Source organism: Bradyrhizobium sp. (assembly GCF_035935975.1).
In the GTDB taxonomy this organism is placed as follows: domain Bacteria; phylum Pseudomonadota; class Alphaproteobacteria; order Rhizobiales; family Xanthobacteraceae; genus Bradyrhizobium.
The window spans coordinates 14,648-27,477 of sequence record NZ_DASYWN010000057.1 but is presented as its reverse complement, the minus strand read 5'-3'; the positions used below and the strand labels follow the sequence as shown (position 1 = coordinate 27,477).

Here is a 12,830-nt window from a genome sequence, read left to right as displayed (position 1 = left end):
TTACTCAATCGAGTGGAACACTGGGCTCTGGCGGGACGTTGTTTTTTAGGTTCGGCAAAAAGTTTTTGGTGATCAATCAATTTCGAAGCGGCAACGGCTGGGGTCTGTTGCTTGTTTCGGCAAAATTTGGGGGGCGGCAGATTCAGGAGCGCCCGATGTCTCGAGCGACTGTAGTTATTGCGGATCGTCATCCCGTTGTACTGCAAGGTCTCGCAAGCATACTTGGTTCAGAATCCGATTTTGAGATCGTTGCGTCCTGCCTCGATGCTGCGAGCTGTATCAAGTCAATTTTGGCTCTCGCACCCGACGTCGCCATCGTGGATGCGGCAATGCCGGAGCTTGCGGCGCTGTTGAACAATTCGTTCAACGGTTCGGAAGCTCGATCGACGCGCTTGGCGTTCTTCGTGTCCGGCGACGATAGTGATCTCGTTTTGCCGGCCGTTCCTGCGGGGCACAGTGTTCTTCTGAAGGAGACGGCGGGGCAGGACTTGCTGCAATGCTTGCGCGCGATCGTTAATGGCGAGACCGTCGTTCCAGGACCGCCCACCGATCAGGCCCAGGCTCGGGAGCAGAGTCCGAATCCGGAAACTGCACTCGCGGTGCTCACCGATCGTGAGCGGCAGATCATGCGCCTCGTCTCACGCGGCCTCTCCAACAAGGAAGTTGGCCGCCGACTCAACATTGCCGACGGCACCATCAAGGTGCATCTCCACAACATTTTCCAGAAGCTCGAGGTCGGTAATCGTACGGCGCTTGCTGCTCTCGCCATCTCCCACGATGACCGCGGCCATTCCGCGCAGGACAGGCCCGCGCAGGCAGGATCAGATCCAGTGACGGGAGAGCGCTAGCATGCCTTTCCGCGCTGACCGCAATGCAACATGCGACAACCCGTCCCATTCGCAGCCTCTTCAGCTTCTTGTCGGCTACCCTGCGACTGAGAACTGAAGAATGAGCAGCGACCGGCCGCCAAGCCTGGGGCTGTCGCTGACCTCGACTTGCCAGGAGACGTGGGGCAAGAGCGGATCCGCCAGGTCATGCTTGAGTATTTCGCCGCTCAGCTCAACAGCCGCGGAGCGCGCTGCGAAAATGTCCGGCAGATCCAGCCCGACGTCGTCGAGCACGGAAGCGCCGTCGTGGATATGAAAGAAATACCGCGGCATCGATGTCTCCGGACAACGCCCACATCCCACACGCCCACATCCCGATGACTGCACCGAGCCCTATGCATCGAGTGGGCTCATCGCACCACAATGGCACACGTGGCAAGTCGCTATTCTAGGAGGATACATCATCATGGATGGGTACCCCCAATGTTAACGGGAATGATCACGAATTCGACATGAACGGTCGCTCCTCCATGTTTACGATGGTGGTGCGTCGACGGAGCCCACTTCGGCGCAGCGTTGCGGCCCCGGCCTGCTAATCCTAGCCCCCCGCCGGGGCCGCGATCTTTTGCAGGTGAGCCTGGTCATCCATCGCAATCCGCCGCGCAGATGTTCCGTCCTGATGCCCCGTGAGGGCGCGACCGCGGATCGCCGACGCGTCATACTTCATAGTGGTCGCGGTACCAGCGGACGAAGTTACGTACGCCCGTTTCGATCGGTGTGGACGGCGAAAAGCCGGCATCGCGCATCAGATCGCCGACGTCGGCAAAGGTTTCCGGAACATCTCCGGGCTGCATCGGCAGCATCTCCTTGTCGGCCGTTCGTCCAAGCTCCTTCTCGAGCAAGTTGACGACATGCATGAGCGCTTCCGGGCGGTGATTTCCGACATTATAGAGTTTGGCCGGTGCGGCCGCCGTATCAGCTCCGTCTTCCGGAGCGCGATCAATCAGCTGTGAAATAACGCGCGTGACGTCGTCGACATAGGTGAAGTCGCGCCGCATCTTCCCATGATTGAAGAGCTTGATCGGCCTGCCTTTGACGATGGCGTCGGCGAACAGGAATATCGCCATGTCGGGCCGGCCCCACGGGCCGTAGATCGTAAAGAACCGCAAGCCGGTGACCGGGAGACGATACAGGTGGCTGTAAGAGTGGGCCATCAGCTCATTGGCTTTCTTGGTCGCGGCATAGAAGCTGATGGGGAAGTCGGTCTTGTCTCGCGTCGAAAACGGCAGCTCGGTATTGGCGCCATAGACGGACGACGACGAGGCGTAGATCAAATGACCACAGGCGTGATGCCTGCATCCCTCCAGGACATTCAGGAAACCCGCTAGATTGGCGTCGACATAGGCGTGCGGCTGATCGATCGAATGCCGAACGCCGGCCTGGGCGGCAAGATGGATGACACGCTTGAAGCGATGATTCTCAAACAACTCCGCCATTGCCGACCGATCTCCGAGGTCGATCTGCATGAAGGAGAAACGCGGATCGCGCCGCAAAATGTCGAGACGAGCGCGCTTCAAGGCGGGGTCGTAATAGTCGTTGAGGTTGTCCAATCCGACGACCCGGCGTCCCTCATCGAGCAATCGACGTGCAACATGAAAGCCGATGAAGCCGGCGGCTCCCGTCACCAGGACGTCGTTGGAGGCTGGTTCTGAGCGCAATGACACTTGATGTCCAGGTTATGTCGTTCGTCGAAACGGTCGGAGTTCATCGATCGCGCAAATGGACGCTCAATCTTGCCGTTTCGCCAGTGCTCAAATGCACGCAGCCGACGATGGCGGTCGAGTCAGCCGGCGGCTGATTGCTCGAACGGACTACTCCGCACATCATTGCCACCGTCGTGAATTCGATGGGCACGCGTATAATGTCCTGAACGAGCCGGTCATCCTCCATTTGCATGAGGAATAGGCCGCGCACAACCTGCAGAGTTGTGCGACGGCCGGCGTGAATGACGTGACGGTCTGCCTGGAGTGTGCGTGGCCGCGACCTATCAAGAGTGCCTGCGATGAAGACGGTCTATGTTGATGCTCTCGGCACCAGCGTATCGCGCATCGGCTTCGGCTGTGCGTCTCTCGGAGGGCGCATTGGGGCGCGCGCCGGCATCGAGGCGCTGGAGCGCGCATACGAGGCCGGAATAACCTGGTACGATGTGGCGCCTTCGTACGGCGATGGGACGGCAGAATCGATTTGCGGCCAGTTCGCCTCCAGGAGGCGCGGCAGTGTTCATATCTGCACCAAGGTCGGAATGCGCCCGAGTGCTGCCGGCGCCACCATACGGGCCCTGAAGCCGATGGCGCGCGCTTGTCTGGCGATGTTTCCCGGGATGAAATCGCGTCTCTCGGCAGTCAAGCCAAAGCCGTTCAAGGTGCCGCTTTCGGCCGAACTGATCAGGACGAGCCTCGAGGAAAGCTTGCGACGTCTTCGGACGGACTATGTGGACGTGCTGGCTCTCCACCGTCCCACTCGCGAGGAAGTTGTTCGCGAAGACATCATTCGGACGGTTGAGCGCATCGTCCAGGATGGGAAAGCCCTTGCAATCTCGATTGCGGGAAACGACGTGGCGGGAATAGATGGCCTGAATGATTCATTGCCATACCGCCTGGTACAGACCGCCAACAACCCGCTCGAGCCGAATCTTCTGAGATCGGGACATTTCGCGCGGAACAGGACGTTTGTGACCTATGGATCATTTTCGTGTGTCGGTGAGCTCGCCTCGAGAATAGGTGCGAGGCAACAGCTACGGAAAGAGCTGCACGAACTGGGATACCGGGGCGATCTCACCGAAATTGCTGCCGCGTTCGCGGTGGATTATGCGCTTGCGGCAAATCCGTCAGGGGTCGCGCTTTTCTCGATGTTCCAGCAGGAGCACCTTGCGTTCAACCTGCGTCGCTTGGCGCAACTGCCGATGTTTCAGCCGTTGAATCGCATCGCGGCCGAGCTCGCGAGCGATCCGCAGCAAACCCAGCGCATGGTTGATTCTTCGAATGGACTACGGGTTGGGGGATGCTGATCAGGGCGTGGCACGATATCGACAAGCGCGCGGACGGCCGAAAGGAAGCCGGGCCTTAGCAGCGTGACGCAGTGAGCTTTGGCCTGCAATTGGTCGGGCCGTTAAATGCGCGGAGGCGGAATATGTGCGGAATCATTGGTGTCGTCGGGCGTGGCCCTGCCTCTGCGGTTCTCCTGGATGCGTTGAGACGGCTTGAATATCGCGGATACGACTCCGCGGGAATTGCGACTCTCGAGAACGGCTCGTTGACCCGGCGTCGTGCCGTCGGAAAGCTCGTCAACCTCAAAAGCCTGCTCGTTTCGGAGCCGCTGTCGGGGCAGATCGGAATCGGTCACACGCGCTGGGCGACGCACGGCCGTCCGGATGAGAACAATGCCCATCCTCATATGGTCGACGGCGTTGCGATTGTGCACAACGGAATCATTGAGAATCATCGCGAGTTGCGCAATGAGCTCGAGGCGGCCGGCGCCCGCCTTACGACCGAAACCGATTCGGAGGTGGTTGCGCATCTCGTCAGCCGCGAGCGGAATAACGGATGCGAGCCGGTCGCCGCGGTACGTAAAGTGCTTCCCCGCTTGAACGGAACGTTCGCGCTCGCCTTTCTGTTCGAAGGGCATGAGAATCTCTTGATCGGCGCCCGGAAAGGCTCGCCTCTTGCCGTGGGTTATGGGCGCGGCGAGATGTTCCTGGGTTCGGACGCGATCGCGCTCGCACCCCTGACGGACATCGTGGCTTACCTCGAGGACGGCGATCTCGCCGTCGTGACGCGAGACCAGATCGAGTTTCTCGACGTGAATGGCGCTACTCTGCGGCGTGCGTCGGCCAAAATCGGCCGGTCGGCTGTGATCGTTCACAAAGGCGAGCATCGCCACTTCATGGCCAAGGAGATCCACGAGCAGCCGAAGGTGGTCGGGGAGACGCTTGCGCAATATGTCGGGCGCGACGGTACAATCAGGCTGCCGGAAGGCGTGGATGTGGACTTCAAGGCGATCAACCGCATCTCGATCGTTGCTTGCGGCACTGCCTTCTATGCTGGTCTGGTCGCGAAGTACTGGATTGAGCGCTACGCCAAGCTCCCGGTCGAGGTCGATATCGCGTCGGAGTTCCGCTATCGCGATGTTCCACTTGGCGCGGGCAATCTGGCGATTTTCGTGTCGCAATCGGGTGAAACGGCCGACACGCTCGCCTCGTTGGAATTCGCGAAGAGCCACGATCAGCGTGTTCTTTCCGTCGTCAACGTGCAGACCTCGACGATGGCGCGTGCGAGCCATACCGTGCTGCCGACGCTGGCTGGCCCTGAGATCGGGGTTGCATCCACAAAAGCGTTTACCTGTCAGCTGGCGACCTTGATCTGCATCGCGATCACGGCGGGCCGCAGCCGCGGCGTGCTTTCGGCGGAAGACGAAAGCTCATGTGCTCGAGCTCTCGCCCAGCTTCCGACCTATATGAACCGCGCGCTCGAACTGGAGCCGAAGGTCCTGGAGCTCGCGCGCAAGATCTGTACGGCGCGCGACGCGCTGTTCATTGGCCGTGGCACCAACTATCCGCTGGCGTTGGAGGGAGCCCTCAAGCTCAAGGAGATCACCTACATTCACGCGGAGGGATATGCGGCCGGCGAACTCAAACATGGGCCAATCGCCCTGATCGACCAGGACATGCCCGTCATCGTGATAGCGCCGAGCGGTGCGACGTTCGAAAAGACCATGTCGAACATGCAGGAGGTCATCGCCCGTGGCGGCCGGACAGTACTGTTGACGGATCAGCGAGGTGCTTCACTCGCCGCATCCAGTGCGGACACGGTCCTGAGCTTGCCGGATATGCCGGAGATCGTGACGCCGCTGGTCTTTGCGATGCCACTTCAGCTTCTCGCCTATCACAGCGCCGCGATCCTGGGGACCGATGTCGACCAGCCGCGCAATCTCGCCAAGTCCGTGACTGTCGAATAGTCCGTCCGGTTGCGCCGATTCCGCAGCGCCGCGGCTCGCAAGGCGAGGCGCTGTCCGAAGCATGCCCGCGCGACGGACTGAAGTGCTCCAAACGGGCTGCCTCTTCGGAGCAATCCTCATTATCGGCCGCCGAGCGTAGAATGTGTTGGCTTTCGGGTCGAGGCTAAGCACTGAAGTCCGTAGAGCAGGCGGCCCCGCCATACTGTCAGCGCGTTGGCGGGGCTGCTGCTGCACCGGAATGCGAAGGCTGCCTGCCGGGGGTACTTCTTTCGAGTATTGGAACGCTGCTGTCCAGATAGCTTTGGCGGTCTCTCCCGCCATGCCCGCGGCCTTGCCTCTCAACCCCACCGTATGGGTTTGCCGCCTTGTTTCGCACTGTCCTCGGCGAGGATCGCGATACGCGTGGCTCGAAGTGCGTCCTTGGCCGAAATCTGCAGGGCCTCGCCGCGCGCGAGGTGATCGAAGACAAAGCCGGCAGGCGAGGCGCCCTGGGGAAGGTCGACCTCGCGTCGCGGTCGTGTTGCTGTTTCAACGAGAAGCCGGTTCTCGGCGAAAAGAACGTCCGCGCGCCCGCGTGTCCCCGAGATCCGCATGGCGTAGTCGCCATGGCGGGGAGAGGCTTCCGGCTGGATCCAGTCCACCTCGATTGAAAATTGCGGGCCGTTGTCGCAGGCGAGGATGGCGCGTCCCAGTGCGGGAAAGTTCGTCGTGCCGGCTGCCGGGGTGGGCGAGACCCAGCCGCTGATCGTGCCGCTGGTGTACCCGGTCAGCCAGAGCGCCAGGTCGATGTCGTGGACGGTCAGGTCGGCGAGAATGCCGCCATAGATGGACGGATCGAACATCCATGCCGGACGGCGGCTCGGCACGAGCTTGTGCGGCCCGGTCGAGCTGATCGAGACGATGTCGCCCAACTCGCCGCTCGCGAGCACCGAACGAAGCGCGAGCGTCACCGGATAGAAGCGCTTCTCGAGCAGGAGCGTCAGCAGGTTGCGCCCGGCAAGGGCGTCCTCGATCAGGGTGAGCTGTGGCAGCGTCACCGCCATCGGCTTGTCGACGATCGCGAAGATGTTCCGGCGCAGCAGCTCCGCCACGAGCGGAGCCCTGAGACCGAACTCGGTGAAAACAGCGACGGCCTGGACCTTGTGCGCGTCCAGAAGCGCGATCGGGTCGGCGTAGCCGGGTGCCTGGGTGCGTCGTTCGAGCTCGGCGAGGCGTGCCGCGTCGTGATCGGCGACCGCCGCGATCCTGACATCGGCCCTGACAGCGATCTCCGAGAGAACGTATTCGACGTGCGGATGAGCCGCACCGATGATGGCGATGTCGAGCGTGGAAGAAGCATTGCCGGCCATCGGGCTACACCAGTGGCGAGATGTCGTTGGGGGTGACGGCCCGGCCGTCCGCGGCCGAGCGATAGATGGCGGTGACGACGCGCGTAGCCTCGAACCCATCCCTGAACGGCGTGGCGGGGGCCCGTCGCTCGCGGACCGCCTGGGCGAAGTCGCGCCATTGCGCGATATGTCCCTCGATGCCGATCGCCTTGGGATCGTTGGCGGCGCTTCCAGGTCCCGTCGCGCTCGCCGGCTGTGGGACGCCGGGAAAATCCCAGCGAACGATGCTGTCGTGGGCGAGCTCGCAGCTGCCGCGATCGGTGAACAATCGCAGCATGGCGGGCCGTCCCGGCGGCAGCGCGGTGCTCGTCACGATCGCGCCGAGCGTGCCCGACGCGAAGGACAGCAGCGCCGCCGTGGTGTCCTCGATCGCGTGCGCATGTCCGAGCGTCGCCGTCTTGCCCTGAACGCTCGTCACCGGTCCGAACAGCCAGAGCATCAGGTCGAGATTATGGACGCCCTGGTTGAACAGCGAGCCGCCGCCGTGATCGGCTTCGGCACGCCATGGCTTCTCCGCATAATAGGCGTCGGAGCGGTACCAATGGATCGCCGCCTCGATCAGCCGCGGTTGCCCGAGTTGGCCCGCATCGAGCAGCGCCTTGATCGCCAGATGTTGCGGCTCGAGCCGGCGCTGCGAGACCACGCCGCAGGTCAGCTGCGAGCTCTCGGCCGCACGGACCAGGGATGCGGCCTCGGCCGGATCGACGCAAAGCGGTTTTTCGACGAGCACATGCCGGCCGGAGCGGATGGCGGCAAGGGCTGCGTCGTGATGGGCGCCGCTCGGTGTGCAGATGACGACGGCGTCGATGTCTGCACCGGCCAGCATGGCGTCGGTGGTTGCAAATGTCGGAACAGGTTTGCCGTCGATGCAGGCGGCGATTTGCTCGGGCGTGCCGCCGGCGACGGCGGCCAGAACGGTCTCGTCGAGTGCATTGATTGCACGCGCGTGGGTTTCACCGATCGCGCCCGGACCGACCAACCCGATGCGAAGCTGGCTCATCTCAATTCCTCAAGGTTTCGCTGGAAAGGGCTGACCGGCAACATAGGTGGTCTCGGGGATGATGGATCCATCACCGCCGAGACGAAATCGCAGCAGATCGGCGGGCGCGCCGACTGCCAGAGCCGGAAGCTGGAATGGCGCGCGGGGATTGATCGTTGCCAGCCTCAATGCCTCGGCCAGCGTTAATCCGGCCATGCGTTTCGCCGTCGCGATCCCGAGCGGCAGGCTGGCCGCTGCGCCCGCCAGGAACGGCGTGCCCACGACTTCGAGCCGGCCATTTGCCTTCAGCTCGACGCGTCCGCCCACGGGCATGTCGTAGATCGCGGGCGGACAACCGGCGAGCGCGACGGCGTCCGAGACCAGCATGGATCGTTCGAGGCCCTTGGCACGCAGCATGGCCTTGAAGGTCTCGGACGGAAGGTGATGGCCATCGGCGATGAAGCTCGCCCATAGCCTGTCCTCCGCCAACTGCGTCCAGATCGGGTTGGGATGCCGCGGCAACTGCGCCGCGATGCCGTTGCCGAGATGCGTCGACAGCATGGCGCCGGCCTCGACCGCGGCGGAGATCTGATCCGTCGTCGCGTTGGTATGGCCGAGCGCAACATGAACGCCGCGCGCCCGGAGCCCTCGCACATAATCGGCCGTCTCCGGCCAATGCGGTGACAAGGTCACGAGGCCAACCAGGTTTCCGCAGGCCGCCTGCCAGGCGTCGAACTCATCGAGATCAGGCGGCCTGACATGCTCGGCGGGATGCGCGCCGCGCGGGCCGTCCTCCGGTGCGATATGGGGCCCTTCGACATGGACGAAGGGGATTGCGTGCCTGACCAGCGGATTGCTGTCGCGCGCCTGCGCGATCGCCTTCAACGCATCGATGAATGCCGCGCGCGATGCCGTGATCAGCGTCGGCGCAAAGCGCGATACGCCGCTGCCATGGACGGTCAGCGCGAGATCGCGAACCGTCTGTGGATCGGTGCCGCCATTGAGGTCGTGGCCGCCAAAGCCGTTCAGTTGCAGATCGAACAGCCCGAGCGACAACCAATGCCCGTCGTCGGCTCCACCAGGGACGATGGCTGAGATACGGCCATCGGCAATCGTGATCGTGTGAGGTTGTCCGGTTTCGGGATCGCGGCCCGAGATGTGTGTCGCCCGGCTGCTCATGCGCGTGCCGGCGCTTGCAGCCGGGGCGGTGCCGAATCCCGGTCGAGATACAGCGTGCATCGCGGATGCGTCCGCAATGCGCTGGCCGGACAGGCCTCGCCGATCGGGCCGTACAGGGATTGCTCGACGGCGGCTCGCTTGGCCGCGCCGGGCACCACGCAGAAGAGCTGGCTTGCGTCCAGCAACCGGGGGATCGTCAGGGTGATCGCATGCGTCGGGACGTCGCCCAGTGTCGCAAAACACTTGTCGTCGACCTGCTGCTGACGGCAGATCGCGTCGAGCTCGACGATCTTGACCTGCTTCGGGTCACGCAGATCCGCGACGGGCGGATCGTTGAACGCCAGATGCCCGTTGACGCCGATGCCGAGACACACGAGGTCGATCGGGGCCTCGCTGAGAAGCGCCGCATAACGCGTCGCTTCGCGGTCCGGATCCGGCTCTTGTCCGATCAGATGGACGGCGGCGAGCGGGACGCGCGAGAAGAAATGGCGGGTCAGCCAGGCGCCGAAGCGCTCGGGCGCCTGCGCGGCAAGCCCGAGATATTCGTCCATGTGGAAGGCGGTGACGCGTCGCCAGTCGATATCGCGCTCGCCCGCAAGCGCATCCAGCATCTCCGCCTGGCTCGGCGCGGCGGCGAACACCATCCGCACACGACCTTGCCGGGCGAGGCGCTCGCGCAGCGCGGCGGCGACGTCCGACGCCGCAGCCCGGCCCATCGCGTCCCGCGTCTCTGATATCGCGATCCCCGATGTCGGGATTCCTGATGTCGGGATTCCTGGAGCGACCGAAGCCATCATGCTCATCCGTGGTTCTTGCCGGGGCCTTGTCACTCCGCGCGTTCAAGGATGTAATGCAATCGGTTGCATGTCAAGCTTGCGCGCGAGCGATGATTTAGGGCATGTGTAGTCTTGAGATCCCGCACAGGAGACGCCCCCGGTGAAATGCGATCCCGACGGCAGGGAGCAGCGCCCAGAGGTCGCGCCGACCATCAGCCAGGTCGCGAAGCTCTCCGGGGTCTCGCGCGCGACCGTCTCGCGCGCCTTCACGCGACCGGGAATGCTGAGCGAGGAGACCGTCCGGCGCGTCAAGGCGGTCGCCGACAAGCTCGGCTATGTGCCGAACCAGGTCGCGCGCGCGCTCTCGACCGGACGGCACGGCAATGTCGGGCTCATCGTCTCCGACGTCGCGAACCCGTTCTTTCCGCCGCTGATCAGGGCCGCACAGCTTCATGCGGACAAAGCGGGGCTGTGCGTCTTTCTCGGCAATTCGGACGAGGATCCCGCCCGAGAGGAATTGCTGCTCGGCCGCTTCATCGGCCAGGTGGAGGGGCTCGTGCTCGCCTCGTCCCGTCTCGACGAAGCGCAGATCCGGACCTATGCAGCGCGCCGGCCGCTGGTGCTGATCAATCGCGATATCGAAGGAATTACACGGGTCCTGATCGATACGGCGCCCGGCGTTGCAGCCGCGATCGCACATCTTGCTGAACTCGGGCATCGGCACATCGCCTATGTCAGCGGCCCCACGACCTCATGGTCCAACCAGCAGCGGCGCAACGCGGTCCGGAAAGAGGCGGCAAAACGCGGGATCAAGGTGATCGCCATTCCGGCACGTCCGCCGTCCTACGACACCGGCCGTCTCGCCGCTGCCCCGATCGTCGCCAGCGGGGTGACCGCCGCGATCGCGTTCGACGACCTCGTTGCCCAGGGTCTGCTGGCGGGGCTTGCGGCCCTCGACGTCGACGTGCCCAGATCGTTCAGCGTGGTCGGCTGCGACGATGTGCTCGGCGAGACCACGTATCCGCCGCTCACCACGGTGTCGGCGCGCTGCGCCGATGCCGGCGACGTCGCGGTTGGACTGCTGCTCAGCCAGATGAATGACGGCGCATCGGGCGAGATCCGTCACAAGCTGAACTCTCATCTCGTCGTTCGCGCGAGCACCGGTCCGGCTCCCGCCAAACGGAAAAGCCGCTGACGATTTGGTCAATCGCCTTGGAAAGCGGCAACGGATCGCAATTGACACGCAACCGGTTGCATGACAGCCTTTGGTCGGGATTTGTGTAGTTCTGGGAGCGGGGACATGGCCTTCATCGCGACATCGGTCGGCACGTTTGGATATCCAACCTCTCCCCAGAAGAAGCGCCGCTCATGGTTGTCGGCTGCGCGTTTGCTGGTGCTGGCTGCCGCCCTGCCGATGCTGGCCTCGCCCGCATCCGCGGAGAAGCTGACCATCTGGAGCGGCTGGCCTGATCTCGCCCCATTCTACAAGCGCGTCGGCGACCAGTTGAAGGCGAAGTATCCCGATCTCGATGTCAGCGTCGAAGCCATCGCCTTGCGCGAGCACGAGAAGCGGCTGGCGCTGTCGCTTCCATCCGGCGCGGCCGGAGACGTCATCGAGATGGAGGTCGAGGCGGCGCGATATCTGGAGGCGGGCCTCATTCCGGAGCCGCCGGCCTCGATCGTGAATTTCGTCAAGGCCAATTACGACATGACGCGCGTGAAGACCGCCATGTACGAGGGCAAGATCTACGGCGTGCCGTTGTTCCAGGGGCAGGGCGCGCTGTTCTACAACACCGAGATGTTTGCCAAGGCTGGTCTCACTTCGCCGCCGAAGACGATGGCCGAATACACGGCCTATGCGCAGAAGCTCGTTCAGCGTGACGCGTCCGGCGCGCCGACGGTCAGCGGCTGGAGCCTGCGTCTCAGCGGCGGCGGCTCAGGCATCGCCGAGAAATACTGGACCATCCTCTATAATTTCGGCGGCACGCTGCTGGAGGAGAAGGGCGGGAAGTGGCGCGCGGCCTATGCCAACGAGGCCGGCCGCAACGCGCTCAAGCAATATCTCGACAATGTCGTGACCTACCGGACGGTGTTGCCCGAGATGAAGGCGGACGCCGAGGCCTTCGAGCTCGGCCAGACCGCGATGTTCATCCGCGAATCCTGGGTGATCGGCGACGTCGCCAAGAAGGCGCCCAACCTGAAATATGCGACGGCGCCGTTGCCGAAGGGAACGCTGATGGTCCCGGTGGACCTCTACGTTCCCAACAAGGGGCCGAAGAGCCAGATCGCCTGGGATTTCGTCCAGAAGGCGAACGAGCCGGAGAACCTGCTGTGGCTGCTCGAGAACACGGCGTGGGTGCCCAATCGCAAGGGCCTCGACTACTCCGCGGTCCTCGCCAAGATCCCGCAGCTCGGCGCGTTCGTGAACACCCCCGCCGACCACGTCTTCTTCACCGTTCCCGCGATCAGCCCGGCCAGCGAAATCCTCACCCGGCTCGCTGCCCGTCTCGAGAAGGCATACACGGATAAGTCGCTCGCAGGAAACGATGCCGCCATCGACGCCTTCCTGAAATCTGCGGCCGAGGAAAGCGACAAGATCCTCGCCCGGGAAGATCTGCTGGCCAAGTAAGCTCGCAATCAATGGTCACGACGACACAATTGCAGCACT

General features: G+C 63.3%; 11 protein-coding genes. 5 read left to right on the top strand and 6 right to left on the bottom strand.

The genetic code is table 11. The annotated features are described in order from the left end of the window. The first annotated feature begins 38 nt into the window (after window positions 1-38). Entirely contained in the window at window positions 39-848 is an 810-nt protein-coding gene (locus VGR99_RS36215) for a response regulator transcription factor (RefSeq protein ID WP_326904742.1), read from the top strand. 75 nt (window positions 849-923) lie between these two features. On the opposite strand, the gene VGR99_RS36210 is transcribed toward VGR99_RS36215, so the two are convergent. Further along, window positions 924-1,160 carry a DUF6894 family protein gene (locus tag VGR99_RS36210; protein WP_326904741.1) on the bottom strand — a complete coding sequence of 79 codons (237 nt, stop codon included), beginning with the start codon at window positions 1,158-1,160 and terminating at the stop codon, window positions 924-926. A gap of 383 nt (window positions 1,161-1,543) precedes the next feature. Further along, window positions 1,544-2,512, bottom strand: coding sequence for an NAD-dependent epimerase (locus tag VGR99_RS36205; RefSeq protein WP_326904740.1), 969 nt, complete (start codon window positions 2,510-2,512; stop codon window positions 1,544-1,546). A 377-nt stretch (window positions 2,513-2,889) separates the two neighbouring features. Between VGR99_RS36205 and VGR99_RS36200 the strand changes: the two genes are divergently transcribed. Both VGR99_RS36200 and glmS read left to right on the top strand, forming a co-directional pair. Continuing rightward, window positions 2,890-3,894 (top strand): aldo/keto reductase, encoded by a 1,005-nt coding sequence (locus tag VGR99_RS36200; protein ID WP_326904739.1) that lies wholly within the window; start codon window positions 2,890-2,892, stop codon window positions 3,892-3,894. A 122-nt stretch (window positions 3,895-4,016) separates the two neighbouring features. Continuing rightward, window positions 4,017-5,840, top strand: a complete 1,824-nt coding sequence (glmS, locus tag VGR99_RS36195; protein ID WP_326904738.1) for a glutamine--fructose-6-phosphate transaminase (isomerizing) — start codon at window positions 4,017-4,019, stop codon at window positions 5,838-5,840. Window positions 5,841-6,178: 338 nt separating this feature from the next. Here the strand turns inward: glmS and VGR99_RS36190 are convergent, their stop codons facing one another. The 4 genes from VGR99_RS36190 to VGR99_RS36175 are packed head-to-tail and all read right to left on the bottom strand — an operon-like array spanning window position 6,179 to window position 10,189. Next, the gene (locus tag VGR99_RS36190) at window positions 6,179-7,189 is read right to left on the bottom strand and encodes a Gfo/Idh/MocA family oxidoreductase (RefSeq protein ID WP_326904737.1); all 1,011 of its coding nucleotides are present in this window, start codon (window positions 7,187-7,189) and stop codon (window positions 6,179-6,181) included. Between the two features lie 4 nt (window positions 7,190-7,193). Further along, window positions 7,194-8,228, bottom strand: coding sequence for a Gfo/Idh/MocA family oxidoreductase (locus VGR99_RS36185; RefSeq protein WP_326904736.1), 1,035 nt, complete (start codon window positions 8,226-8,228; stop codon window positions 7,194-7,196). Between the two features lie 9 nt (window positions 8,229-8,237). Next, complete coding sequence (locus VGR99_RS36180) at window positions 8,238-9,386, bottom strand: N-acetylglucosamine-6-phosphate deacetylase (RefSeq protein WP_326904735.1); 1,149 nt, start codon at window positions 9,384-9,386, stop codon at window positions 8,238-8,240. Then, window positions 9,383-10,189, bottom strand: coding sequence for a glucosamine-6-phosphate deaminase (locus VGR99_RS36175; RefSeq protein WP_326904734.1), 807 nt, complete (start codon window positions 10,187-10,189; stop codon window positions 9,383-9,385). Before VGR99_RS36175 ends, VGR99_RS36180 begins: the two co-directional genes overlap by 4 nt. Before the next feature lie 133 nt (window positions 10,190-10,322). On the opposite strand from VGR99_RS36175, the gene VGR99_RS36170 reads away from it, so the two are divergent. Together VGR99_RS36170 and VGR99_RS36165 are read left to right on the top strand one after the other, a co-directional pair. Then, window positions 10,323-11,357, top strand: coding sequence for a LacI family DNA-binding transcriptional regulator (locus VGR99_RS36170; protein WP_326904733.1), 1,035 nt, complete (start codon window positions 10,323-10,325; stop codon window positions 11,355-11,357). Window positions 11,358-11,462: 105 nt separating this feature from the next. Continuing rightward, a complete protein-coding gene (locus tag VGR99_RS36165; protein WP_326904732.1) occupies window positions 11,463-12,791 on the top strand; it encodes an extracellular solute-binding protein in 1,329 nt (442 codons plus the stop codon). Window positions 12,792-12,830 lie beyond the last annotated feature (39 nt).

Coding starts and splice junctions, on each gene's coding strand:
- VGR99_RS36190 (WP_326904737.1), bottom strand. CDS start 7,189: ATGGCCGGCAATGCTTCTTCCACGCTCGACATCGCCATCATCGGTGCG.
- VGR99_RS36185 (WP_326904736.1), bottom strand. CDS start 8,228: ATGAGCCAGCTTCGCATCGGGTTGGTCGGTCCGGGCGCGATCGGTGAA.
- VGR99_RS36210 (WP_326904741.1), bottom strand. CDS start 1,160: ATGCCGCGGTATTTCTTTCATATCCACGACGGCGCTTCCGTGCTCGAC.
- VGR99_RS36165 (WP_326904732.1), top strand. CDS start 11,463: ATGGCCTTCATCGCGACATCGGTCGGCACGTTTGGATATCCAACCTCT.
- VGR99_RS36175 (WP_326904734.1), bottom strand. CDS start 10,189: ATGAGCATGATGGCTTCGGTCGCTCCAGGAATCCCGACATCAGGAATC.
- glmS (WP_326904738.1), top strand. CDS start 4,017: ATGTGCGGAATCATTGGTGTCGTCGGGCGTGGCCCTGCCTCTGCGGTT.
- VGR99_RS36180 (WP_326904735.1), bottom strand. CDS start 9,386: ATGAGCAGCCGGGCGACACACATCTCGGGCCGCGATCCCGAAACCGGA.
- VGR99_RS36200 (WP_326904739.1), top strand. CDS start 2,890: ATGAAGACGGTCTATGTTGATGCTCTCGGCACCAGCGTATCGCGCATC.